We start from the raw sequence: 26975 nt of genomic DNA on the forward strand, positions 1-26975 counted from the left end.
GGCCGGCAACCTGATCACACAGATTTAACATCGTGGAGGTGGCCGTTGGTAATATTATAACCGGGCCGACCGGATAATGTCTGCAAATATGCCAGAGGCGGTGACATCTGCACCGGCACCAGCACCTTTTACGATCAGCGGTTGTTCCTGATACCGGCTGGTAGTGTACAACACGATGTTGTCTTTTCCTTCCAGCTGATAAAAAGGATGGTCGGGGGCTATGCATTGCAGCCCTACGGAGGCTTGTCCGTCTTCATAACTGGCCACAAACTTCAAACGCTTGCCGGCACTGGCTGCATGGGTATACAGTTGCTGGAAATGTTCGGCATGTTCGTCGAGCATTTCATAGAAATCCGCTACAGAAGGGGCCTGCAGACAAGCATCCGGCAGGAAGGAATGATTGGTGATGTCATCCATTTCAATGGCGGCACCACTCTCTCTGGCCAGTATCAGTATTTTACGCATCACGTCCTTACCACTCAGGTCTATGCGTGGATCTGGTTCGGTATAACCCTCATCCTGTGCGGCTTTTACCACTTTACGGAAACTGTTGCCGTTTACAAAATGATTAAATACATAATTGAGGCTGCCGGATAATACGGCCTCAATACGTTGTACCTTATCACCACTTCTGACCAGGTCGTTGAGGGTGTTGATCACTGGCAGTCCAGCACCCACATTGGTTTCGAAGAGGAAGGAAGCGTTGTATTTACGGGCCAGGTCTTTCAGTTGTTTGTAATACTGATAGTCTGATGAACAGGCTATCTTATTGCAGGTGACCACAGAGATGCCATGCTGCAGGAATTCATGGTAGATGGCCGCAACTTCACCGCTGGCGGTGTTGTCTACAAATACGCTGTTGCGCAGGTTCATGGATTTTACCTGTTCAATAAAAGCGGAGAGGTCCATGTTGTCGCCCTGTGCCAGCTGGTTTTTCCAGTCATGCAGCCCGATGCCGTATTCGCTGAACAGGGTGTTTTTGCTGTTGGCCATACCGGCTACACGGATCTGAAGGCCCAGCTCTTCCTGCAGGTAGAGTTGTTGCTGCTGCAGCTGTTCCAGCAGTTTGCTGCCTACATTGCCAACACCGGCGACGAAGAGGTTCACCTGTTTGAGTGGTGCTTCAAAGAAGGCTTCGTGGATGAGGTTGAGTGCTTTTTTCAAGTTGGCTTTGCTGATCACGGCAGAGATGTTTTTCTCTGTAGAGCCTTGTGCGATGGCCCTTACATTGACGCCGTTGCGACCAAGGGTGCCAAACAGTTTGCCGCTGGTGCCGTGATGGTTTTTCATTTGATCACCTACAACGGCTACGATGCAAAGGTCTTTCTCTACCAGCAGCGGGTCAATGCGTTTCTCCTGTATCTCCTGCGCAAACTCGCTGTCCACCGCAGTTTTGGCCTTCAGGAGGTCTGCTTCGTGTATACCTACTGTGATGGAGTGTTCCGAAGAGCTCTGGGTGATGAAAATTACGTTTATACGTTCCCGTAATAATGCTTCAAACAGTCTTTTGGAGAAGCCGGGAATGCCTACCATACCACTTCCTTCGAGGGTGAGCAGGGATATATGTTGTATGCCGGAGATGCCGGTAACCGGGAAACTGCGTTCCACGCTGTCCTCTATGAGGGTACCGTAATCTTCCGGGGCGAAAGTATTTTTGATCCAGATGGGGATACGTTTGTCCATCACGGGCTGGATGGTGGGCGGATATATTACTTTGGCGCCGAAGTGCGATAGCTCCATTGCCTCTTCATAAGAGATGTGTGCAATAGGAATAGCTTGTGATACCAGGCGTGGGTCGGCGGTCATCATGCCGCTGACGTCTGTCCAGATGTCCAGTACTTCCGCCTGTACGGCTGCCGCGATGATGGCGGCGGTATAGTCGGAGCCACCGCGGCCGAGGGTGGTGGTATCGCCATCAGGGCTGGAGGCGATAAAGCCGGGCAGTACTACGTAATCAGCAGGCTGCTGGGCAAAATATTCTATGATGTTATGGTTGGTGAGCTGGAAGTTAACAGTAGCATGGCCAAAGTTACTGTCGGTGATAATCAGTTCCCGGCTGTCTTTGCAGGTGGCGGAGAAGCCCAGTTGTTTCAGTTTTTCTGCCACGATCACGCAGGAGATCAGTTCGCCGTAGCTCATGATTTTATCGAGGGAGCGGGCGCTGAGTTCACCTACCTGGAAGATGCCGTCGCAGAGGTTTTCCAGGGAGTTGAGTTTCTTTTTAAGCTGGCTGATCATGCCGCTTTGGGCGGTGATGGGAAACAATTCACGGATAGTATCGAGGTGCCGGGTTTCTATTTCCTGTAATACGGATTTATACTGTTCCTGGCCCTGGCCGGCGAGTTGTCCGCAACGTATAAGCTTGTCCGTAGTGCCGCCGAGTGCGGATACAACGATGGCAAAACGGCCTGCCGGCTTATGTTTTTTCAGGATGTCACAAACTTGGTCTATGGCTTTGGCGCTTCCGACCGAAGTGCCGCCAAATTTTAATACTTGCATAAGGAATAAAGTTTATACGAAAAGATGTTCGGGTCCTTCCCCGTAGTTTACCACACCTGTGGTCGATGGATGATATGTATATATTAACCCCGCAGTGGGGTTGTAATGGTGGTCGTAATAATAGTGCTCATGCATTCCCCTTGGGAGGAGGGAGTGGAGAAGAGGTGATATGTGGCGATTGTTTGCACTATTTCATGACGATTGTGTAACAAAAGTCTAAAATTCTACCGGTAAATAAAAGTGCAGTGGCTATATTTTCAAATAATTCAAATTTGTGCTTGTTTGTTGGAAAATATTCTGTTTTAGTGCTGTATTAATGCGTTTTGTTGTTTTTTATCTGTTTTTTGTTCGTTTTTTTGTTTTGGTAAGATGATTGGCGTGAGATTTTTTCGTTTGTTTTTGAGACAATTTTATGACAAATAAAGCCAGGAATGTCCTTTTGTTATGGGTCTTGTTTGTCATGAAATATATGACAATATCTAAGCTTCTTCCTGGGCGGGAGTGTCTGGTTGTTCCTGCTCAACGGGCTGATGACTGTGGGTAAAGGAATAGCGTGCCCAGAGCAAAGAGAATTACCAGTATGGTCAGTTGAAATTGAACAGGCGTAAGGCCTTTTGCGGATATCAGCGCAGGATGCGCTGTGCCGCAGCTGTAGAAATACTGTACATGATAATAGATTATAGGGATTTTGGTAACCAATGGAATAAATTACTTGGAAGAAAGTAAAATATCCTTAACTTTAGCTGTCTAAAACATTTGCCTCTTGTCCGTTTCGTTGAAATATACAAGCAACAGTCAACTCAACTACTACTTTCTCATGGCTACCCTCGCCATGGATTCGGCTCTGGCATAACTCTTCCGAAACAGCCCCTTCCAGCTGCTTTTCCTGTTTATATCGCGTAACTTTGTAATAGTAGATTTCTCCATTGCTATTGCTGCATTTGCGCACATCGTTTTACCGGCAATTTGTCTTAAACATCAGCCTTTCGTGCTGCATGATAGTTTTCAATATAATTAAGTTTTAGCTTAATCATACACCAAAGCAATTTCATACACCAAAGCAATCATTTCAATACTACCCGTTATGCCACATTATCATAAACTTGGACAAATACCTCATAAACGCCATACCCAGTTTCGCAAGCCGGACGGGGGACTTTACTCGGAACAGCTGTTTTCAACGGAAGGTTTTTCTTCCCATTCCAGCCTTTTATACCACTGCCATCCGCCTACAGAAATTGTAAAGGTAGACGAGCCTTATTCCGTAGCACCAAAGGTGGCGGAAGAAAAAATGCTGAAACACCGCAGTTTCCAGGGCTTTAATATCCAGCCGGAAAATGATTTCCTGCAAAGCCGCAAAGCCGTGCTGGTCAACAGCGACCTGCATATTGTACTGGCATCACCCCGCAAAAGCATGGAAGATTACTTCTATAAAAATGCTGACGCGGATGAAATGATATTTGTACATGAAGGCAACGGCGTGCTTCGTACACAGTACGGCCAGCTGGAGTTTGGTTACGGTGATTACCTCGTGATTCCACGCGGTACCATCTATCAGATCTCTTTTGCAACAGAAAACAACCGACTCTTTATTGTAGAATCGTTTAGCCCTCTCCGTTATCCCAAAAGATACCTGAGCAAATACGGCCAGCTGCTGGAACATGCTCCCTTCTGCGAAAGAGATATCCGGCAGCCGCAAAACCTGGAAACCATCGACCAGGAAGGCGATTTCCTGATCCGTATAAAAAAGAAAGGCGTGATCTATCCGATCCACTACAAACATCATCCTTTTGATGTGGTGGGATGGGATGGCTGTGAATATCCGTTTGCTTTTTCCATCCATGACTTTGAGCCTATTACCGGGCGCGTGCACCAACCACCACCAGTACACCAGACTTTTGAAGGCAACAATTTTGTGGTTTGCTCTTTCTGTCCGCGCCTGTTCGATTACCACCCGCAGGCTATCCCGGCGCCTTATAACCACAGCAATATCGACAGCGATGAAGTATTGTATTATGTAGATGGTGATTTTATGAGCCGTAAACATGTTACCCGGGGAATGATCACCCTGCACCCCGCAGGAATCCCGCACGGGCCTCATCCGGGAGCAGTGGAAAAAAGCATTGGCGCCAAAGAAACCAAAGAGCTGGCCGTGATGGTGGATACCTTTCATCCGTTGCAGATCACAGAAGCAGCGCTGGGCATAGAAGACGGAGGTTATGTCATGAGCTGGGCAGAATAGGAAGAATATAACAGCATTAAAATACTAAAGACAAACACCAAAACAAACGACACCAAAACAACTAAACAACAAAAATCTAAAAAACTGAATTTATGGAAACCGCAGTAGCAAACGCTTCCAATGTAACCGGTCAGCAGGATTTTTTACCACTGAACGGTACTGATTATGTTGAATTTTACGTAGGAAACGCCAAACAGGCAGCACACTATTACAAGACCGCCTTCGGTTTTCAGTCTGTGGCTTACGCAGGCCCGGAAACAGGTGTTAAAGACAGGACGTCCTATGTGCTGGTGCAGAACAAACTGCGCTTTGTGTTAACTACTTCTTTAGTGCCCGATAGTGAAATCGCCCGGCACGTAGCCAAACATGGCGATGGTGTGAAAGTACTGGCACTCTGGGTAGATGATGCCCGTTCTGCTTTTGAAGAAACCGTAAAAAGAGGAGCAGAGCCTTTCCTGGAGCCGGTAGTGGAAAAAGACGAGTTCGGCGAAGTGGTGCGCAGCGGTATCCATACCTATGGTGATACCGTACACCTGTTCATTGAACGTAAAAACTACAATGGTCCTTTCCTGCCGGGTTACAAGGAGTGGAAAACAGTATACAACCCTACCGACACCGGCCTGCAGTACGTAGACCACTGCGTAGGCAACGTAGGATGGAATGAAATGAATACCTGGGTGTCTTTCTACGAGCGTACCATGGGTTTCAAAAACCTGATCTCCTTTGATGATAGCGATATTTCTACCGAATACTCGGCACTCATGAGTAAGGTAATGAGCAATGGCAACGGCCGTGTGAAATTCCCGATCAATGAGCCTGCTGAAGGTAAAAAGAAATCACAGATCGAAGAGTATCTGGACTTCTATGGTGGCCCTGGTGTACAGCACGTAGCCATCGCTACCAACAATATTATAGAAACCGTGTCTGAGCTCCAGGCCCGCGGTGTGGAATTCCTCACAGTGCCCAGCAGTTATTATGACACCGTGCTGGACAGAGTAGGTAAGATAGATGAAGATATTGAACCACTGCGTAAACTGGGCATCCTGATAGATCGTGATGATGAAGGATACCTGCTGCAGATCTTCACCAAGCCTATTCAGGACAGACCAACCGTATTTTTTGAAATTATCCAGCGCAAAGGTGCCCAGTCTTTCGGTAAAGGCAACTTTAAAGCTTTGTTTGAAGCGATCGAAAGAGAACAAGCACTGCGTGGTAACTTATAAATTATCGCCGGCCGAGGCCTTGCGACCACTGTTTGTTACAACTTCTATTGAAATCCCTCAAATTCGCCGGAAGGCTACAACAATTCAACTCGTGACCCGCACCATTTGGTGCGGGTTTTTTATCGCCCATGCTTCCCGCTGCTTTTTCTATCCGGGAGCGTCTGCTTGTCCGGAATATTTTCATAAAGGCTGTGTTTGCTTTGTTTGTATATTTAATAAATAAATATGTTTTATTACTTTTAATAAAACCTTTTCATGTTTTTTCCCGTAGATATGATTGATTAATGCCGACTTTGTTTTAGCCTGGGTCTCATTGAACCATTTCTTTAGCATTTTTTAATTAAACATATCATCCTATGCTCAACCACAATTACACCCATTGGGTTTCCCGTGCCATGTTGGTAGCCATCCTGGCATGTACTACAGCCTTCCGTACAAACAAAGACACACCCGGAGGCACTTATCTGCATAAAATTTCTTCTCCTGCAGGCCATACCACGCTGGAGTACAACGCAGACAAATCCCTCCGTAAGGTTATCCGGGTACATCAGTCAGAGGGTGCTACCTACCAGGAAGTATTACTGCCGGTGTATGAAAACGGCCGCCTTACGAGAACCTTGTCCACCGAAGACGGAACAGCCCTCACCGGCGACCTGAATACCACCCTGGAATATGCGTCGTCCGGTAACCAGGTCCGCAAAATCAGCTACTACCGCGATAATGCAGTGTACACCATCGACTCCCTGGTATTTAATGCCGACGGAAAAATCAGCACCGGCTACCATCTGGCGCTTAACCCAGCTTCCGGCGCCTGGGAAATCAGCGGCTACCAGCACTATTCCTGGGATCAGCATGGCGATGTGGCCCGTATGGACAACTTCGGTAAACAACCGGGAAGAGAAGGCTTTCAGATGACATCATCTGTCACCTATAGCTACGACAATAGGCAAAACCCGCAACAGTTGCGCCCCGAACTGGCCTATGTATTGGATGCGACCGCCGCCAACCTGTCTACTCACAATATTTTGTCTGAAAATATCAGCCTCGAAGACGCTTCCAGCGTGATCACCCATAATTATTCCTATATTTATAATGCGGACAAATACCCTGTGAGCGCCACTTTCAGAGGCAGAGCCAACGAAGAAACTGTTAAACTGGAATGGGTGAGGCTCTGAAAAAAACAATTATCGTGTAACTTTACGGTACAATATTACTGCTAACCGTTCCGTTTTTTTTATGAGCTTACAAACGCTGTTTGGAATACTGTTTTTATTAGGAGGGATTTTTCAGGCATTTACCGCGATTCTTATCTACCAGGGCCATCAACACTACATTTTGAAGATTGCTAGCAGAAAGGTAAGTATGGTAATATATTTTATTTTTGCGCTCTTATTGTTTTATCTTGCCTACATAAACCTGGTGTGAGAATCTTAAAATTTTGTGAAAATCAGATATGAAGCGACTTGTAGTTTTGGTCATGCTGCTGTTGGGTGTGGGTACCCTGTCGGCACAACAATCATTCCTGGAGAACCAGAAAATGTTCCCTAAAGTGGGGGAGGCCTACCGGGAAAAAGAAGAAATGCTGAAAAGGGAATTCGCCAAAAAAGGATTGACGTACCCCGCCAAATATATATTTGTCCGCTCTTTCAAGCTGGACAGTGAAATGGAGATCTGGGTAAAAAACAGTGCTACAGATACCTTCCGCCTGTTTAAATCTTACCGGGTGTGTACGCTCTCCGGTAAAATGGGCCCCAAAAGAAAAGAGGGAGACCGCCAGGTGCCGGAAGGCTTCTACTATATCAATGATTTCAATCCCAACAGTAGTTATCACCTGTCACTGGGTATCAACTACCCCAACTTCTCCGACCGCATTCTGAGCGATCAGAAAAAACCGGGCGGTGAAATCTATATTCACGGTAACTGCATCACAGTGGGTTGTATTCCGCTGACAGATGAGTTTATTGATGAAGTGTATATCTTGGCTGTCAACGCTAAAAATGCTGGTCAGGACTTTATCCCCGTGCATGTGTTCCCGGTGAAGTTTGGAAATCCCCGTTCCGTCGACTATCTGAGTAACTTCGCCCTGACTGATAACACTTCCACCGCATTATGGGCAGAGCTGAGAACAGCGTACGACTATTTCGAAAAACACCACCGTCTGCCGGTTGTCCTGGTAGATGATAAAGGCAAGTATATTATGTAGTTACAGGCCAATCACCTGACTGACTGCAACCAAACGAAGATCCGGGCATATAATAATTTGCCCGGATCTTCGTTTTTTTCTACGATTCGGCATCCATAGCCAGGGTTTCATCAATATTCTATTTGTTTTTTAGATTTTTTTTTTGAAACTTGTCCGAAGGTCAAATCAATTTTACTGTTTATGCACAGAAGAGACGCAATCAGGAATGTGGCGATTTTGTTGGGGACTGCCATTTCCGCTTCCACGTTATCAGCTTTAGAGAGCTGCACAGGTTCCGCTCCGAAAAACTATGATCTGAACAAGCCTGAAACCAAAGCGTTGCTGGCCGAAATCGCGGAAACCATCATACCCACCACCAGCACGCCTGGTGCCAAAGCTGCAAAAGTAGATGAATTCATTGTCGTAATGATGAATGACTGCTACAAAAAAAGTGATCAGGACATCTTCCTCGAAGGCCTGAAAAAAATTGATGCTGCCAGCCAGCAGAAGTTCAAAAAGAACTTCATGGACATCACACCGGAGCAACGTACTGAACTGCTCACCCAGATTGATAAAGAGCGTGTGGACTACAACAAGCGTAAAGACAAGAAAGAAGGAGATCCTACCCATTACTTCCAGTATCTGAAAGAGCTCACATTGCTGGGTTATTTCACCTCTAAGGAAGGTGCAACACAGGCATTGCGCTATGTACCGGTACCGGGCAAATATGAAGGCTGTATCCCTTATAAAAAAGGAGATAAAGCCTGGGCTGTTTAATCATAACATCCTCATTTGCCACTGGCCGACAACTGTCGGCCCCTGATTTCTATCTTTCAAATCAAAACGACTTCACATGAACTTAAACATAAAGGCACAGGAGCAGAATACCTACGATGCAATCGTTATTGGCTCCGGTGTAAGCGGTGGCTGGGCTGCCAAAGAACTGACCGAAAAAGGTCTGAAAGTGTTGATGCTGGATCGTGGTAAACAGCTGGAACACGTGAAAGACTACGACACGGCGACCAAAGATCCCTGGGAATTCAAACACCGCGGCCGCCTGACAGTAGACCAGCGCGAAACCCATCCCAAACTGAGCCGCGACTACCCTTATAGTGAACACAACGAAAAATTCTGGATCAACGATTCACAAAGTCCATACAACGAAGTAAAAAGATTCGACTGGTACCGCCCCGATATCGTAGGCGGTAAATCCATTATGTGGGGCCGTCAGTCTTATCGCTGGAGCGATCTGGATTTCGAAGCCAACCTGAAAGATGGTATCGCTGTAGACTGGCCTATCCGTTATAAAGAAATTGCTCCCTGGTACGACTATGTAGAGAAATTTGCTGGTATCAGCGGTACCCGTGAAGGACTGCCACAGCTGCCTGATGGCCAGTTCATGCCTGCCATGGAAATGAACTGTGTGGAGAAAGACGTGAAAAAAGCCGTAGAAGGCAAGTTTAAAGGTCGCATCATCACTATGGGCCGCGTGGCTAACATTACGCAGCCATTGCCTGGCCGAAGCAGCTGCCAGTTCCGTAACCTGTGCAGCCGCGGATGTCCGTTTGGCGCTTACTTCAGCACCCAGTCTTCTACTTTGCCGGCTGCCATGGCTACCGGTAATCTTACCCTGCGTCCGGATTCCATCGTGAACTCCGTGATCTATGACGAGAAACAGGGCAAAGCCACCGGTGTGCGTGTGATCGACAAACATACCAAGGAAATGGTGGAATACTACGCTAAAATCATCTTCATCAATGGTTCTACCCTTGGTTCTACCTTCGTTATGCTCAACTCTACCTCTTCCCGTTTCCCGAATGGTTTGGGCAACGATAGCGGTGTGCTGGGCAAATACCTGATGGATCACCACTTCCGTACCGGTGCCTCTGGTACTGCAGAAGGGTATGATGATAAATATTTCTTCGGACGCCGTGCCAACGGTATCTACGTTCCCCGCTATCAGAATATCGGTAACGATAAACGTGATTACTTACGTGGCTTCGGTTACCAGGGTGGCGCAGGCCGTGGCGGATGGAGCCGTGGCATCGCCGAAATGGGTGTGGGTAAAGACTTCAAGGAAATGCTGACGGAACCAGGCAAATGGAGCATGGGACTGGGTGGCTTCGGAGAATGCCTGCCTTATGAAGACAACATGGTAACCCTCGATAAATCTGTTAAAGACGCCTGGGGCCAGCCAGTACTGAAATTCGACTGCGAGTTCAAAGAGAATGAAAAGAAAATGCGGGTAGACATGATGAACGATGCTGCCGAAATGCTGGAAGCTGCAGGCCTTAAAAATGTGAAAACATATGATAACGGTTCCTTCCCCGGTATGGCCATTCACGAAATGGGTACTGCACGTATGGGCCGTGATCCTAAAACGTCTGTGCTCAATGGCTTTAACCAGATGCACGCCGTGAAAAATGTATTCGTAACAGATGGTTCCTGCATGACTTCTGCTGCCTGCGTAAATCCTTCTCTCACTTACATGGCGCTCACCGCCCGTGCTGCTGATTATGCCGTGAAAGAACTGAAAAAAGGAAATATTTAATTTTTGATTTTCGATTTTTTAATTTTCGGATTTTTTTGATTTAGATAAATTTAGGAAACGGAATGCAGTGGGCTACTCCACTGCATTTCAAATTTTTAAATCAAAAAAACAAAATCCGAAAAATTCATAAATCCACAAATCAGCAATCAAAAGTGAACGTATGAATCTTAATATAAAAGCTGATCAACAAAATACATACGATGCTATCGTAGTTGGCTCCGGCATTAGCGGTGGCTGGGCTGCCAAAGAGCTGACCGAAAAAGGATTAAAGACACTGGTGTTGGAAAGAGGTCGCAACGTGGAGCATATCAAAGACTATACTACTGCTACCATGGACCCCTGGGAATTTAAACATCATCTGAACACTAGCAACGAAATGCGGGAGAATCACCCGATACAGAGCCGTTGTTATGCTTTTGATGAGGCTACCCAACAGTTCTGGGTAAACGATAAAGAGAACCCTTACAACGAAGTGAAGCCGTTCAACTGGTTGCGTGGTTATCACGTAGGTGGTCGCTCGCTGATGTGGGGCCGCCAGGTGTACCGCTGGAGTGATCTGGATTTTGAAGCCAACGCCAAAGATGGACATGGTGTAGACTGGCCCATCCGCTATAGAGACATTGCTCCCTGGTATGCTTACGTAGAAAAATATATCGGTGTGAGCGGACAGGCCGAAGGTCTGCCACAGTTGCCCGACGGTGTTTTCCTGCCGCCCATGGAAATGAATTGCCTGGAAAAACACGTGGCTGCCCGCATTAAGGAAAGATATAACGATCGTATCATGACGATCGGTCGTGCTGCCCACCTGACCAAAGGACTCAACGGCCGTGGCCCCTGCCAGTATCGTAGCATGTGTGCCCGTGGTTGTCCTTTTACAGGGTATTTCAGCAGCAACGGTGTAACATTGCCTGCTGCCGCTGCTACCGGCAATCTCACCCTGCGCCCTGATTCCATCGTACTCGAAGTGCTGTATGATAAAGATAAAAGCAAAGCAACCGGTGTGAGGGTAATGGATTCCCATACCCTGCAAACAGTGGAATACTATGCCAATATCATCTTCCTGAATGCGTCCACACTGGGCACTTCCTGGATCATGCTGAATTCAGTGTCTGACAGATTCCCCAATGGCTTTGGCAACGACAGCGGCCAGCTGGGTCATAACCTGATGGACCATCACTTTGGTGTGGGTGCCGGGGGTGAATTCGACGGTTTTGAAGACCAGTACTACAGCAGCGGCCGTCGCCCGAATGGTATCTATATTCCGCGCTTCCGTAACGTCAATGACCAAACGAAACAGAAGGATTATGTGCGTGGCTTCGGTTACCAGGGGGGTGCAGGCAGAGACAGAGGTGAAAGTTTCGATGGTATCGGTGTGGCATTGAAGGAAGCACAGACCGGCCTCGGCAAATGGGGCATGGGCATTGGCTCCTGGGGCGAGCACCTGCCATACTTTGAAAACAAGGTATCGCTCAACAAAGAGAAAAAGGATAAGTACGGACTGGCTACGCTCGACATCGATTGTGAATTCAAGGAAAATGAAAAGGCGATGCGTAAGGATATGCAGGAGAGCGCGAAAGAAATGCTGGAAGCTGCCGGATTGAAAAACGTTCATGGGTATGATGCTGCTCCGCCTCCGGGACATTGTATTCATGAGATGGGTACTGCACGTATGGGTAAAGACCCCAAAACATCTGTACTCAATGGTTTCAACCAGGTGCATGCTGCCAAAAACGTGTTTATTTCCGATGGTTCCTGTATGGCTTCTTCTTCCTGTGTAAATCCGTCTATTACCTACATGGCATTAACAGCCAGAGCATGTGATCATGCGGTAAGTGAACTGAAGAAAGGAAATATTTAAGATAAATTACGAATTACAAATTGCGAATTAAAGCGAAGGTTTTAGCGGTTAAACAATACATACGCTAAGGCTTTCGCTTTAATTCGTAAATGATAAAGTGGACTATGAAAAAAATAATACTTAGCCTGGCATTGTCCTGTTGGATGGGGCATGCTGTTCAGGCACAACAAAAACATTCCTTTGCGCTCAGTCAGTCTGACTTTATGCTGGACGGTAAACCGTTTCAGATGATCAGTGGTGAGATGCACCCGGCGCGTATCCCGCATGAATAGTGGCGTCATCGCATACAGATGGCCAAAGCGATGGGTTGTAATACAATTGCTGCATACGTGTTCTGGAACTACCAGGAACCGGTGAAAGGACAGTTTGATTTCAGCAATGGTAATCACAATATTGCGGAGTTCATCAGAATTGCCCAGCAGGAAGGGATGTGGGTGATATTACGTCCGGGTCCTTATGTATGTGCTGAATGGGAGTTTGGTGGTTTACCGCCTTATCTGTTGCAGACGCCGGACATCAAAGTGAGATGTATGGACCCGCGTTATATGGAAGCGGTGACCCGTTATGTGCAGCACCTGGCTGCTGAAGTGAAATCCTTGCTGGTGACCAACGGAGGCCCGGTGGTGATGATGCAGATAGAGAATGAGTATGGAAGTTATGGTAATGATAAAAACTATCTGAATGCGGTGAAAGACCTGTGGGTAAAGAATGGTATTGATATTCCTTTTTATACGGCAGATGGTCCTACAGCGTATATGCTGGAAGCCGGCACTGTAGCAGGCGCCGCTATAGGCCTGGATTCCGGTGGTTCGGAAGCTGACTTTGCTGCAGCAAAAAAACAAAACCCGAACGTACCTGCTTTCAGTAGTGAGTCTTATCCCGGTTGGTTAACACACTGGGGAGAACAGTGGCAGCGTCCGGGTGCAGAAGGCATCGTAAAGGAAGTGAAGTTTCTGATGGACACCAAACGTTCTTTTAATTTATACGTGATTCATGGCGGTACCAACTTCGGATATACGGCAGGTGCCAACGCTGGCGGTAAAGGCTATGAACCGGATGTGACCAGTTACGATTATGATGCGCCCATCAGTGAGCAGGGCAGGGCCACCCCCAAATATCAGGCACTGCGCACACTGCTGACTTCTTATCTGCCCAAAGGGAAGAAGTTACCGCCTGTTCCTGCGCCAGCACCTGTTATCAGTTTTCCGGAAGTAACGTTAACGCCTTTCACCAGCATATGGGATCATCTGCCGAAGGCGGTGCATGATGTACAACCCAGGCCGTTTGAAGCTTACGGCCAGGACTATGGCTTTATGGTGTACAAGACAACGTTGATAGGTCATAAGAGCGGTAAGCTGGTGATAAAAGATCTGCATGACTATGCTACGGTGTTTTTAAACGGGAAATATGTTGGTAAGATAGACAGAAGGCTGGGAGAGAAGTCGGTAGACCTGCCCAAGAGTGATGTGGCTGATCCGGTACTGGAGATACTGGTGGAAGGAATGGGACGCATCAATTTCGCTGATGGCATCATTGACCGTAAAGGGATTACCGACCGTGTTACGCTGAATGGTATGACACTGATGAACTGGGATGTTTACGGAGTACCGATGGCAGAGAAGGATATTGCTGAACTGACAGCTTCCGGAGCTGCAGGTGATAAGCCAGGCCGTTTTTTTAAAGGGACCTTTACGCTTTCCAAAACCGGCGATACCTATATCGATCTGTCGGCCTGGAAAAAAGGTGTAGTGTGGGTAAACGGGCATAACCTTGGCCGTTACTGGGAGATTGGCCCGCAGCATCGTTTGTATTGTCCTGCGCCTTGGTTGAAGCAGGGAGAAAATGAAATTGTTGTATTTGATTTGCATCAGGATAAATCCGCTGCTGTAAAGGGTTTGGAGACTTTGGACTGATGATTTTATTTCCAGGGCTTCGGCCCTGGAAATGTGTATATAATACACATTCTACTGCTATTGCTTTTGCGGGGTAAAATGCTTAACTTAGGTAAGTTGGTTTTTCATATTTTCTAACTTTCTAAAACAGGCTTGCCATGGGAAAAGTACGTAACATCCTGCAGGCTAAGGGTCGTGCCGTTTACTCTATCCGCCCGGATAATACCGTTTTTGAAGCGCTGCAGATGCTGGTAGACCGCAACGTAGGGGCGCTCACAGTAGTAGATGAAAATGACAGGTTCCTTGGAATTTTTTCGGAACGAGACTATGCCCGCAGAGTAATTTTAAAAGGTCGTGCCTCCAAAGAAACGCTCATCCGTGAAATTATGACCGAAAGGCCTATTACAGTCACAGAAGATGATTCTATTGAAGACTGTATGGTGAAGATGACAGATAAACGTATCCGTCACCTGCCGGTTACAGATGAGCAGGGCAAATTGATAGGACTCATATCTATCGGTGATGTGGTGAAATATATCATAGACGATCAGCGCCATATCATCACCAGTCTTGAGTGCTATATCACCGGAACGCATACCTGATTCAGTGAAAATCATTTTTGTTTTTTTGCTGGATTGTTTGTAATTTCAGTTAGCATATAGCCTATACCGTTATGAGGTTTCTGACGTTATGATATGACTACGAAACAATATTTCTTCCTACCCCAAAACGGTTTGATCAAAGACACAATTTCTAATTAAGCAGACTCATAAGATTGGTAATAACGGACTTTAAAGTAAATCGCTCGGGAGGGCGAACACCTTGCAAAGCGCTGTTGAAAATACCATCCCCGTTTGGCCGTTTGTAGCATATGGCGGCATCGTATTGATACTGGTTGGTCTCATACTCGGACTGTCCTATGTACTTGGACAGCGTCACAAAGACAGAGCCACCGGTGAAGCTTACGAATCCGGTATCGTTTCCACCGGCTCTGCACGATTGCGATTCCCTTCCCAGTTTTATCTTATCGCCATGCTGTTCGTGATCTTCGATATCGAAACAGTCATGATCATCTCCTGGGCCATCGCCTACCAGGAAACAGGATGGCTCGGATTTGCAGGCGTATCCGTTTTTATTGTTATTCTCCTGGCCGTACTGATTTATGAGTGGCGGAATGGTGCACTGGACTTCGGTCCCGATGGTCGGAAAATATTACGGGCATACAAAAAACAACAAAAGAAAAGACTGGCTCACAACGATAACAGTACCCATCTCCAACAGCAACAGGTCGTTACCTGACAAAGTATGCTTTCTGCTCATTTTTCAGCATTTTAGATCAGCATTCATATGAAATGGTGGTTAACAAAAGCCGGGGAACCCTCAGGTAAAATAGCCGGAAATACTTCTATGGAAGATGTAATCCAGCAGAGCGTTATGCTCACCAGCGTCGAACGGCTGCTGGGATGGGGACGTAAGAACTCCATGTGGCCCTTTCACTTCGGGCTGTCCTGCTGTTTTGTAGAGATGGCCACCGCCATGACCCCCAAATACGACCTCGCCCGCTTCGGCGCGGAAGTAATCCGCGGCACCCCACGCGAAGCAGATGTAATGATCATTGCCGGTACTGTATTCATTAAAATGGCACCGGTTATCAAACGCCTCCATGATCAGATGATGGAACCCCGATGGGTGATATCCATGGGCTCCTGCGCCAATTCCGGCGGCATGTACGACATCTACAGCGTTGTACAGGGAGTAGACAAATTCCTGCCGGTAGATGTGTATGTGCCCGGCTGCCCGCCTCGCCCCGATGCCTTCATGCAGGGACTGCTCCTGCTGCAGGATAGTGTGGGAAAAGAACTGAGGCCGCTCAGCTGGGTCATCGGCGACCATGGCGTTATCCGCCCCGACAAACCTTCACAGCGGGACCTGTTGCATGACAAACGGCAACAGATGACACAATTCAAAACACCTGATGAAATATAGGAATTAACTAACAGTTACGGCTATATGAAAATGTAGACAGCAAACACATCAACATACCTTTACTCAGTCTAAACTTAATACGCTATGCCAGAGAGCATTGCAGCGGAATTAAGCTCCCGTTTTGGTGAAGATATCATCAAGCCATTGGTTACACGGGATGAGACGCCCACCTTCAGGACGCCACAGGAGAAGATTGTGGCTATACTCCAATACCTTAAGTCTGACATAAAAATGCCTTATCGTATGCTCTATGACCTCACGGCCATTGATGAGCGTGCGTACAAAAAAGAGCAGAACGGGCATAAGCCCTTCGACTTCACCCTGGTATATACCCTCTTCTCCTTCGACAGAAATCAGTTCCTGCGCCTCAAAGTAGGCCTCCACGGCGAATACCCTTCCCACGACACCATCACCCACCTATGGCCCGCTGCCAACTGGTACGAAAGGGAAGTGTTTGACATGTTCGGCATCCGGTTCAATGGTCATCCTCATCTGCAGCGTATCCTCATGCCCCCCACCTGGCAGGGACATCCCCTCCGCAAGGAACATCCTGCCCGTGCCACTGAAATGGGACCTTTTAAGCTCTTCGATGAAAAAGTAGACAGGGAGCAAGGCGCCCTGAAGTTTGAGCCCGAAGAATGGGGCTTAAAACGCCACAGCGACGATACCGATTTTATGTTCCTCAACATCGGCCCGCAACACCCCGGTACACATGGTGTGTTACGTATCATTCTTCAGCTCGATGGGGAAAATATCGTAGATGCTGTGCCCGACATCGGTTTCCACCACCGCGGCGCCGAAAAAATGGGCGAACGCCAGTCATGGCATACCTACATTCCCTACACCGACCGCATCGATTATCTTGGTGGCGTCAACAACAACCTGGCTTATCTCCTTGCTGTTGAACAACTCGCCGGGATTGATGTGCCTCTGCGGGCGCAGGTGATCCGCATCATGTTGTGCGAACTGTTCCGCATCGCCAGCCACCTGGTATGGTATGGCACTTTCGCTCAGGACCTGGGCCAGCTGTCTCCCGTGTTCTATATGTTCACCGACAGGGAAAAGGTATTCGAAATCATCGAGGCCATTTGTGGTGGCCGCATGCATCCCAACTGGTTCCGCATCGGCGGTGTGGCACAGGACCTGCCCCGCGGTTGGGATACACTGGTCAAAAACTTCGTGGATTATTTTCCGCGCAAACTGCGCGAATACGATAAAATGGTAATGAAAAATTACCTCTTTAAAATACGTACCAAAGGTATTGGTATCTATACCCTGGAAGAAGCCATCGAATGGGGTGTGACCGGCCCGGGCCTGCGCGCCTGCGGTATGGAATGGGACATGCGTAAAAAGAGACCCTACAGTGGCTACGAAAATTTTGCTTTCGAGATCCCGGTCGCCCACAATGGTGATTGTTACGACCGCGCGGTAGTGCGGGTGGAAGAAATGCGGCAGAGCCTCCGCATTGTACAGCAATGCCTGGAATACATGCCTGCCGGCGATTTTAAATCGCACCACCCGCTGGCTACCCCGCCTGTCAAACAACATACCATGCAGGACATCGAAACGCTCATACACCATTTCCTCAACGTCAGCTGGGGACCGGTAATACCCGCCGGCGAAGCAATGGTATGCACGGAAGCAACCAAAGGATGGAACAGCTACTACCTGGTGAGCGATGGCAATACTGCGTCATACCGTACCCGTATCCGCACCCCGTCATTCCCGCATATGCAGATGATCCCCTTGATCAGTAAAGGTTACACCGTGGCAGACCTGTTATCCATACTGGGAGGAATGGATTATGTGCTGGCAGACATCGACCGATAAATAATCAAATCAGACAAACATGCTTACAGCTATCGAAATAGAAAAAATCACTCATGAGCTGCAACAGGTGCCCGTTAAAAAGGCTGCTTGTATCGAAGCGCTCAAAATAGTGCAGCAGCAACGCCGCTGGATCTCCGACGAAAGCGTGGAAGATATTGCGGCCATGCTGGAAATGAGCACTGCAGAAGTCGATAGCGTGGCTACTTTTTACAACCTCATCTTCCGCCGGCCGGTAGGACGGCACATCATCCTGTTATGCGACAGCATCAGCTGTTACGTGATGGGTTTTACCGCTCTCCGGCAGCAACTACAAAGTCTCTTGCATATCAACTACGGTCAGACCACTACCGACGAACGTTTTACACTCCTGCCCAACGCCTGCCTGGGTACCTGTGATCATGCGCCCGCGCTGATGATAGATGAAGATCTGTACAGAGATGTAAAACCGGAAGACCTGGAAAAAATACTGGAAAAATACAGCTGAACCCAAATCATGAGATACTATGGAACGACCACTCACACAACATATTCCTGACTCCGGTGCTGCCCTGCACATAAGGGAGTACGAAGCCGTGGGTGGTTATACCGCCCTGAAAAAAGTTTTGCGGGAGATGGAGCCTGCGCAGGTAACCACACTGGTGAAGGATAGTAAGCTGAAAGGCCGTGGGGGTGCAGGTTTCGACACGGGTATGAAGTGGAGCTTTGTTCCGATGGACATGCCCGGCCCCAAATACCTGATCGCCAATGCCGACGAAATGGAGCCCGGCACTTTTAAAGACCGCTGGCTATTGGAAGGTAATCCGCATCAGCTGCTGGAAGGCATGATCATCGCTGCCTACGCTATACAGGCTACCGATGCTTTTGTATTCCTGCGCTGGGCCTATAAGGATGCGGCCCGTGAAATGCGTCGGGCTATCGCCGACGCCTATACGGCCGGCTACCTCGGAAAAAACATCCTGGGCAGCAGCTTCAGCCTGGAGATGCAGCTACATACCGGCGTAGGCCGTTATATGTGCGGCGAAGAAACCGCCCTGCTCAATTCTCTGGAAGGCAAACGCGCCACTCCACGGGCCAAACCACCTTTCCCCCAGGTAAGCGGACTGTTTGGAAAACCCACCATTGTCAATAATGTGGAGACATTAAGCTGGATCTCCCATATTGTCAATAACGGGGGAGCCTGGTTTAAGTCATTAAGTTATACCGCCGATGGCGGTACGAAAATATACGGCGTCAGTGGCAGGGTTAACAAACCCGGTGCGTGGGAGTTGCCGATGGGGATTACTATGCGCGAATTGCTGGAAGAACATGCCGGTGGTATGCGGAACGGCTATCGTTTCCGCGGAGCCCTGCCTGGTGGCGCTTCTACCGATTTTCTTACCGAAGTCCATCTGGACGTAAAGATGGACTTCGCAGGGGTAACTGCCGCTGGCAGCAGATTAGGCACCGGCACCATGGTCGTTTTAGACGACCACACATGCCCCGTTGGTTTTGTACACAACCTGGAACACTTTTTCGCACAGGAATCCTGTGGTTTCTGCACTCCCTGCCGCGAAGGATTGCCCTGGACTGAGAAAATATTATGGTCGCTGGAGAATGGTACAGGGGTGCCCGCAGACCTGGACTTGCTGGAGATGCATACCAAAATGCTGGGGCCAGGCAATACTTTCTGTGCCCTCGCCCCGGGAGCCATGGAACCCCTGCAGAGTGCCCTGAAATATTTCAGGGAGGATTTTGAACAACATATCAAAGAAAAAAAATGCCCTTATGCCCATCATCAACATTGATAATATTCCATATGAGGTAAAAGACGGCAAAAACCTGCTGGAGGCTTGTTTGTCGCTGGGCCTCAATCTGCCTTATTTCTGCTGGCATCCGGCCCTCGGGTCTGTTGGCGCCTGTCGCCAGTGTGCGGTGAAGATCTTTAAAGATGCAGAAGATACCCGCGGAAAACTGATGATGGCCTGCATGGAGCCCGTAAAGGATGGTATGCGTATATCCATTAACGATAGTGCAGCTGTCGCTTTCCGAAGCAATATCATTGGATTGCTGATGACTAACCATCCGCACGACTGCGCGGTATGTGATGAAGGCGGGTCCTGCCATCTGCAGGATATGACCGTCATGACAGGCCATGCCTACCGCGACTACCACTTCAGTAAAAGGACCCACCGGAATCAATACCTGGGCCCTTTTATCAACCATGAAATGAACCGCTGCATTCAGTGTTACCGCTGCGTGCGTTTTTATAAAGACTTTGCCGGCGGAAAAGACCTGGACGTATTTGCCGCCCACAGCCATGTGTACTTCGGCCGCCAGAAAGACGGCATCCTGGAAAATGAATTCAGTGGTAATCTGGTGGAAGTATGCCCTACCGGGGTGTTTACAGATAAAACCCTCAAACAGCATTATACCCGCAAATGGGACCTGACCAACGCGCCCTCTATCTGTCAGGGCTGCGGCCTTGGTTGCAATATTATCGCCGGCGAACGTTATGGTTCCCTGCGCCAGATCACCAACCGCTTCAACGGTGCTGTCAACGGTTACTTCCTCTGCGACCGCGGTCGTTACGGATACGAGTTTGTTAACAGCAAAGACCGTATCCGCGAGCCACAGGTAAGACATTCCCCCGGCGACAACGCTAATGGCCTTCCGGTATTGCAACATGTACGCAACCGTATGAAACCGGGAAAAGTAATCGGCATCGGCTCTCCCAGAGCTTCCATAGAATCCAACTATGTATTGAAAGAGTTGGTAGGGCCTGATAATTTTTATTTAGGTATAGGGGAAACAGAACATGAGCTGATCCACTTAATGTTGAAACTCCTGCAACAGGGCCCCGTAAGGGCTGCGTCTATGCAGGAGGCGGCTACAGCCGACGCAGTAATCATCCTCGGGGAAGATCTTACTAATACCGCGCCTATGCTGGCGCTCTCTGTCAGACAAGCAATACGCCGCATGCCGGTGGAAAATGTGATCAATACCATCCACATGCCCGCCTGGCAGGATGCTGCCGTCCGGGAGGCTGTACAGGAATCCAAAGGCCCGCTGTTTATCCTCAATGTACTGGAAACAAAACTCGATGAACTCGCAACAGGAGCCTATCATACAGCCCCTGACAATATTGCGCGTATAGCCTTTGCTGTTAGCCACCTGTTGGATGGTACCTTGCAGGAAGTGACCGGTATGTCGGAGGAAGGGAAACAGGCCGCTGCCACTATTGCCGCAGCACTGAAGGGCGCTAAAAAACCGCTGGTCATAGCGGGGTACGGCGGAGGCAGCGAGCAGGTGATCAGGGCTGCGGCCAACCTGGCCTGGGCCCTGAAACAACAGGGCGCTGATGCTATGCTGTCATTTACAGTGCCCGAATGCAACAGCATGGGCCTGGAGATGCTGGGTGGTCATCGCCTGGAATCCGCGGTAGACGTAGTGCTCAATGGCAGTGCCGATACAGTGCTCATCCTTGAAAATGATCTTTATCGCCGCCTCGATCAGCATACCGCTCATCAGTTTTTTGAGCATTGCAAAGATGTGATCCTCATCGATCATCTCTACAACGCTACTGCTGAAAAAGCGAGCATCCTGTTGCCTGCAGGAACTTTCGCAGAAGCTGACGGTACCCTCGTCAACAACGAAGGACGGGCCCAGCGTTTTCTGCAGGTATTCAATCCTGGCGGCAGCATTCAGGAAAGCTGGCGCTGGCTGTTGCAGCTGGCTGATATTATGGGCCATGAACTGCGCTCCCTGCTGCATTTTGATGATCTCCTCCAAACAATTGTTACCAAACATCCTGTTTTTGCCGGTATCGAAATATTAACACCACCTGCGGATTTCAGGATTGCGGGACAAAAGATTCCACGTGAATCTCACCGCTATAGCGGCCGTACGGCCATGCTCGCCAATCTTAATGTCAGCGAGCCCAAACCCGCTGAGGACCCGGATACGCCACTGTCTTTTACCATGGAAGGATACCGGGGTGAACCACCTTCTTCTGTGATCCCCTTCTTCTGGGCGCCGGGATGGAACTCCGTACAGTCGGTTAATAAATACCAGGTAGAAACAGGAGGGCCCCTGCATGATGGTAACCCTGGCAAAAGGCTGCTGGAACCAAACGTAAACGGACAAACGAAATTCTATACCAATATACCGGATCCGTTTATCCCGGTAGGTGGCCATCTCTTGCTGGTGCCTATCTACCATATTTTCGGATCGGAAGAGCTGAGCGTTTATACACCAGGCATTGCCGAACGCATGCCTGCGCCATATATCATGCTGCACAGCGAAGATGCACGCCGTTTTCAGGTGGCAGCAGGACATCTGCTTTATTTCATGGACAAAGGACATCAGTATGCGTTGCCGGTAGTCATTAATGATACCTTGCAGAAAGGAGCCGCAGGTATTCCTGTGGGGTTGCCCAGCATGCAGGTGGCAGAGGCTCCGCAACTGGTTAAAATTTAATGTTATGACAAACGCGTGGTGGATTATAGGAGGAGTACTGTTTGTGCTCTTAAATACAGCCGCCGGGCTGATATGGCTGGAACGCAGAATGCTGGCCCTCTGGCAGGACCGCTATGGACCCAACAGGGCAGGTCCCTTCGGACTGTTCATCGTTTTGGCCGATACCCTGAAACTGTTTTTTAAGGAAGACTGGATTCCTCCCTTTGCAGACAAGGTTGTGTTTGTATTTGCACCGGCCGTAGTGGTGGCCAGCGTATTGATGAGTTTTGTGATCATCCCTTTTGCACCGGGTATTGTGGTGGCAGACATGAATATCGGTATCCTGTTTTTTCTGGCGATGTCCTCGCTGGGTGTATATAGTATCGTGCTGGGAGGCTGGGCTTCCAACAATAAATATGCGCTGTTGGGAGCCATGAGAGGCGCTTCACAGATGATCAGCTATGAAGTGTTTATGGGGCTGGCCCTGATGGGGGTAGTAGTGCTGAGCGGAACTTTTAATCTGCAACAGATTGTGGAAGCACAACGGGGACTGTGGTTTTTTATTCCTCAACTATTAGGATTCATGATATTTATGGTGGCCGGTATCGCCGAAACACACCGCCTTCCATTTGATATACCGGAAGCGGAAAGCGAGCTGGTGGCCGGTTTTCACTCGGAATATTCCGGTATGAAGTTCGGCATGTTCTTCATCGGTGAATACCTGGGTATTACCCTTATCTCAGCCATGGTGGTGACCTTATATTTCGGTGGCTGGCTGGGTCCTTCCTTTCTGCCGCCAATCATATGGTTTGTGATCAAAACATTTGTTTTCATTTCGCTGTTCATCCTGCTGAGGGCATCCCTGCCAAGGCCGCGTTATGATCAGCTGATGGAATATGGCTGGAAACTGTTGTTTCCCTTGTCACTGCTGAACTTGCTGATAACAGCAGCGATCAAATTATGGTTAAATTCTTAAATGTTATATCATGCTGAGTCTATTGCGTAGTATGTGGCTGGTGTTTCTGCATATGTTCCATAAGCGGGATACTTACCAGTACCCCGAACAGAAAGCACCGCTGCCGGCACGCTGGCGGGGACGTATCGCATTAACACGCGACCCCGACGGAGAAGAACGTTGTGTGGGCTGTTATCTCTGCGCTGCAGCCTGCCCGGTAGATTGTATTTCGCTACAGGCCACGGAAGATGAACATGGCCGCCGTTATCCCGAATTTTTCCGGATCAATTTCTCCCGTTGTATCTTCTGCGGTTTTTGTGAAGAAGCTTGTCCTACCTACGCGATACAGCTGTTGCCCGATTTTGAAATGGCAGAATATAACCGCCAGAACCTGGTGTATGAAAAACAGGATCTGCTGATTCCCAGTCAGGGCAAATATCCGGGCTACAACTATTACAAAGTGGCTGGCCTGGCTATCAAAAACAAAGACAAAGGAGAAGCACAACACGAAGAACCACCGGTAGATATCAAAAGTCTGTTACCATAAATCACATCGTATGGACATCACCTTCCTCATCGCTGCGATCATCGCTGTATTAGCTACGGTAAGGGTCATCACCTGTTACAATATCATGCATGCCCTCTTATACCTGGTAGTATCGCTGCTGGCAGTGGCGGTGGTGCTGTATACCTACGGTGCTCCTTTTATGGCCATCCTGGAGATCATCATATATGCCGGTGCTATCATGGTGCTGATCATATTTTTTGTGATGATGCTCAACCTGGGGCTCGAAACGGCAGAACATGAAAAGGCGTGGCTAAGGCCCAGGATCTGGATTGTACCCGGACTGTTTTGTCTGGTACTGCTGGGCGAACTGTTGTTCCTGATCCTGCAAAACAGACAGCCCGCCGCTGGTATACAGGTAGTCAGTCCCAAACAGGTGGGCATGGCCATGTTCGGCCCCTACCTGATAGCGGTGGAACTCGTCGGTATCCTGCTGATGGCAGGTATCGTAGGTGCCTACCATCTGGGAAGACAACAGGGAAAAACATTACATCGTTTTCTTGAAAATAATCTCGACACATGAACATACATCCCACTACAGCCGGTTTGTTGCTGGCAGGAATCCTGTTTGTGCTGGGCCTCATCAGCGTATTGATCAGACGCAACATCATCTTTATGTTGCTGTCTGTGGAAATTATGCTGAACGCTGCCGGATTGGCTTTTGTGGTGGCTGCTTCCCACTGGGGACAACCCGATGGACAGGTAATGTTTATGTTTATCCTGGCAATGGCTGCCGCAGAAGTTTCGGTAGGACTGGCATTGATACTGCAGCTCTATCACCAGCTGCGTACGCTCGACAGCGACGAAGCCAGCAGGATGAGAGGATAAAATATCTGCATAACCCGATAAAAATATGATCAGATGCTGCCCGCGCTAATCCCTGCTATTCCTTTCTTCAGTGCATGTATACTCATGCTCTGGTGGAAACGCCTTAATCATATATCCGTTACCGTTATTGCCTGCGGTAGCATTGCCTTGTCATCGCTTATTGCGCTGATAGTGGCGGCTACGGTAGCCGGACAGGACCAGCTTCCCCTTGTGCAGCATGTATGGCAATGGATGCAGGTACCGGGCTTTACTGCAGGGATCGACTTCCGCATGGACGCATTGTCGGTAGTGTTCACACTGGTGATTACGATTGTAGGATTGCTGATCCATGTGTATGCTACTGGTTATATGCAGGAAGATGAAGACTATGGCCGTTTTTTCGCCTGTATGAACCTGTTTGTAGGCTCCATGCTGGTGCTGGTAATGGCCGATAATCTGTTGTTGCTATACCTGGGTTGGGAAGGCGTGGGGCTCTGCAGTTATCTGTTGATAGGCTTCTGGTATAAAGATCCGGCCAATGGTTATGCAGCACGTAAAGCCTTTATTGTGACCAGGGTAGGGGATACTGCGATGGCGGTAGCTTTGTTTATGTTGTACCAGTATACCGGTACGCTCAATATTCCTGAAATATTGCAGGAAACAGGTGGATTATGGACTCGTGGAGATGGAGTAGTAACACTGATCGCACTGCTGTTGCTGGGTGGTGCGGTGGGCAAATCTGCACAACTGCCGCTGCAAACATGGTTGCCCGATGCTATGGCCGGTCCTACGCCTGTCAGCGCGCTGATACATGCCGCCACCATGGTGACAGCTGGCGTATACCTGATTGCCCGGATGCATAGCGTGTTTGAACTGGCGCCTGCCGCACAAACGGCCACCGCTGTAATAGGTGCAGTAACACTGGTCATAGCAGGTTTCAGCGCATTGGTGCAAACAGATATTAAGAGAGTGCTGGCTTATTCTACTATCAGCCAGATAGGGTATATGTTTCTGGCGCTGGGATGTGGAGCATGGTCGGCTGCGATCTTCCATTTTGTGACGCACGCTTTTTTTAAAGCGCTGTTGTTTATGGCAGCCGGCGCTGTGATCGTTGCATTACACCATGAGCAGGATATGTTTAAAATGGGTGGGCTGAGGAAACAGTTGCCCGGCGTATTCTGGGTGTTCCTGATAGGCGCTGCTTCGCTGACGGCTATTCCGTTTGTGACAGCCGGCTTTTACAGCAAGGACCAGATCATCTGGTTGTCGTGGTCCGCTGCCGGCGGACACACCGCTTACTGGCTGGCCGGACTACTGGGAGCTTTGCTCACAGGTATGTATACTTTCCGCATGGTTTTTCTGGTTTTTTATGGAGAAGTGAAAACGAAGGTACATCGTATACCCGGCCCCGTGATGATGGTGCCGTTATATATACTCGCCTTTCTGTCTACAGTAGCTGGTTTTATAGAGCTGCCCCATACGCTGGGACATGTAACGATTTTCAGTAACTGGCTGCAGCCGGTGTTACCGGCGGTGGAAGTATTACACGAGTCGCTGGCAATGGAATGGTTGTCACAGCTGATATCAGCGGCGCTGGCACTGGGCGGTATCTGGCTGGCATGGCATTGGGTGATAAAGAAGCCCGGCGGTATGACCGAATTTCTGTCAATGCCCGGTCAGCTGTGGTTGCAGGGATTCTGGAGAAGAGGCTGGGATATGGATGCGCTGTACGATGCGCTGATGGTGAAACCCTTTGTATATTTCTCTGATATTAATAGTAAAGACCTGATCGATAAAATCTATACCGGTCTGGCGCAACTAATGGGATGGTGTCATAACATGATGGCCCGTACGCAGAGTGGTGTGCTTCGCTGGTATATCATGGGCGTGGTGTTGGGCGCAGTGGCTTTGCTGTCGGTATTGATATGGCGGCTATACGAAATTTAATAAC

Annotated in this window: 22 protein-coding genes; 21 read left to right on the top strand and 1 reads right to left on the bottom strand. The window is 48.7% G+C overall.

Translation table 11 applies throughout. From position 1 onward, the window contains the following. Positions 1-54: 54 nt before the first annotated feature. Positions 55-2499 carry a bifunctional aspartate kinase/homoserine dehydrogenase I gene (gene thrA / locus KD145_RS29695; protein ID WP_212003425.1) on the bottom strand — a complete coding sequence of 815 codons (2445 nt, stop codon included), beginning with the start codon at positions 2497-2499 and terminating at the stop codon, positions 55-57. A gap of 1084 nt (positions 2500-3583) precedes the next feature. On the opposite strand from thrA, the gene KD145_RS29700 reads away from it, so the two are divergent. The 21 genes from KD145_RS29700 to nuoL all read left to right on the top strand — a co-directional run bounded on the left by KD145_RS29700 (position 3584) and on the right by nuoL (position 26971). Then, positions 3584-4741: a homogentisate 1,2-dioxygenase gene (locus KD145_RS29700; RefSeq protein ID WP_212003426.1), complete on the top strand. Its 1158-nt coding sequence runs from the start codon at positions 3584-3586 to the stop codon at positions 4739-4741. Between the two features lie 92 nt (positions 4742-4833). Then, positions 4834-5964: a 4-hydroxyphenylpyruvate dioxygenase gene (gene hppD / locus KD145_RS29705; RefSeq protein WP_212003427.1), complete on the top strand. Its 1131-nt coding sequence runs from the start codon at positions 4834-4836 to the stop codon at positions 5962-5964. Positions 5965-6320: 356 nt separating this feature from the next. Further along, on the top strand, positions 6321-7139 hold the full coding sequence (locus KD145_RS29710) for a hypothetical protein (protein WP_212003428.1): 819 nt from the start codon (positions 6321-6323) through the stop codon (positions 7137-7139). Positions 7140-7417: 278 nt separating this feature from the next. Further along, the gene (locus KD145_RS29715) at positions 7418-8167 is read left to right on the top strand and encodes a murein L,D-transpeptidase family protein (protein ID WP_212003429.1); all 750 of its coding nucleotides are present in this window, start codon (positions 7418-7420) and stop codon (positions 8165-8167) included. A gap of 180 nt (positions 8168-8347) precedes the next feature. Then, positions 8348-8923, top strand: coding sequence for a gluconate 2-dehydrogenase subunit 3 family protein (locus KD145_RS29720; protein WP_212003430.1), 576 nt, complete (start codon positions 8348-8350; stop codon positions 8921-8923). Between the two features lie 76 nt (positions 8924-8999). Further along, a complete protein-coding gene (locus tag KD145_RS29725; protein ID WP_212003431.1) occupies positions 9000-10697 on the top strand; it encodes a GMC oxidoreductase in 1698 nt (565 codons plus the stop codon). Between the two features lie 160 nt (positions 10698-10857). Continuing rightward, positions 10858-12555, top strand: a complete 1698-nt coding sequence (locus tag KD145_RS29730) for a GMC oxidoreductase (protein ID WP_212003432.1) — start codon at positions 10858-10860, stop codon at positions 12553-12555. A 104-nt stretch (positions 12556-12659) separates the two neighbouring features. Next, on the top strand, positions 12660-12827 hold the full coding sequence (locus tag KD145_RS32380; protein WP_249219625.1) for a beta-galactosidase: 168 nt from the start codon (positions 12660-12662) through the stop codon (positions 12825-12827). 12 nt (positions 12828-12839) lie between these two features. Further along, positions 12840-14468, top strand: coding sequence for a beta-galactosidase (locus KD145_RS29735; protein WP_308219052.1), 1629 nt, complete (start codon positions 12840-12842; stop codon positions 14466-14468). A 137-nt stretch (positions 14469-14605) separates the two neighbouring features. Further along, positions 14606-15049, top strand: coding sequence for a CBS domain-containing protein (locus KD145_RS29740; protein ID WP_212003433.1), 444 nt, complete (start codon positions 14606-14608; stop codon positions 15047-15049). Positions 15050-15269: 220 nt separating this feature from the next. Next, positions 15270-15746 (top strand): NADH-quinone oxidoreductase subunit A, encoded by a 477-nt coding sequence (locus tag KD145_RS29745; protein ID WP_212003434.1) that lies wholly within the window; start codon positions 15270-15272, stop codon positions 15744-15746. A gap of 48 nt (positions 15747-15794) precedes the next feature. Continuing rightward, positions 15795-16433 (top strand): NADH-quinone oxidoreductase subunit B, encoded by a 639-nt coding sequence (locus tag KD145_RS29750; protein ID WP_212003435.1) that lies wholly within the window; start codon positions 15795-15797, stop codon positions 16431-16433. Positions 16434-16517: 84 nt separating this feature from the next. Next, positions 16518-18263, top strand: a complete 1746-nt coding sequence (gene nuoC / locus KD145_RS29755) for an NADH-quinone oxidoreductase subunit C/D (RefSeq protein ID WP_212003436.1) — start codon at positions 16518-16520, stop codon at positions 18261-18263. 19 nt (positions 18264-18282) lie between these two features. Then, positions 18283-18747: an NADH-quinone oxidoreductase subunit NuoE gene (gene nuoE / locus KD145_RS29760; protein WP_212003437.1), complete on the top strand. Its 465-nt coding sequence runs from the start codon at positions 18283-18285 to the stop codon at positions 18745-18747. A 19-nt stretch (positions 18748-18766) separates the two neighbouring features. Then, positions 18767-20047 (top strand): NADH-quinone oxidoreductase subunit NuoF, encoded by a 1281-nt coding sequence (gene nuoF / locus KD145_RS29765; protein ID WP_212003438.1) that lies wholly within the window; start codon positions 18767-18769, stop codon positions 20045-20047. Further along, positions 20028-22718 (top strand): NADH-quinone oxidoreductase subunit NuoG, encoded by a 2691-nt coding sequence (nuoG, locus tag KD145_RS29770; RefSeq protein ID WP_212003439.1) that lies wholly within the window; start codon positions 20028-20030, stop codon positions 22716-22718. Before nuoF ends, nuoG begins: the two co-directional genes overlap by 20 nt. A 4-nt stretch (positions 22719-22722) precedes the next feature. Next, the gene (gene nuoH / locus KD145_RS29775; RefSeq protein WP_249219628.1) at positions 22723-23673 is read left to right on the top strand and encodes an NADH-quinone oxidoreductase subunit NuoH; all 951 of its coding nucleotides are present in this window, start codon (positions 22723-22725) and stop codon (positions 23671-23673) included. A 10-nt stretch (positions 23674-23683) separates the two neighbouring features. Next, positions 23684-24199: an NADH-quinone oxidoreductase subunit NuoI gene (gene nuoI / locus KD145_RS29780; RefSeq protein WP_212003441.1), complete on the top strand. Its 516-nt coding sequence runs from the start codon at positions 23684-23686 to the stop codon at positions 24197-24199. A gap of 10 nt (positions 24200-24209) precedes the next feature. After that, positions 24210-24740 (top strand): NADH-quinone oxidoreductase subunit J, encoded by a 531-nt coding sequence (nuoJ, locus tag KD145_RS29785; RefSeq protein ID WP_212003442.1) that lies wholly within the window; start codon positions 24210-24212, stop codon positions 24738-24740. Further along, positions 24737-25045, top strand: a complete 309-nt coding sequence (gene nuoK / locus KD145_RS29790) for an NADH-quinone oxidoreductase subunit NuoK (protein WP_212003443.1) — start codon at positions 24737-24739, stop codon at positions 25043-25045. Before nuoJ ends, nuoK begins: the two co-directional genes overlap by 4 nt. 33 nt (positions 25046-25078) lie before the next feature. Continuing rightward, entirely contained in the window at positions 25079-26971 is a 1893-nt protein-coding gene (gene nuoL, locus KD145_RS29795) for an NADH-quinone oxidoreductase subunit L (protein WP_212003444.1), read from the top strand. The last annotated feature ends 4 nt before the right edge of the window (positions 26972-26975 follow it).

This window comes from Chitinophaga sp. HK235 (assembly GCF_018255755.1).
Taxonomy (GTDB): domain Bacteria; phylum Bacteroidota; class Bacteroidia; order Chitinophagales; family Chitinophagaceae; genus Chitinophaga.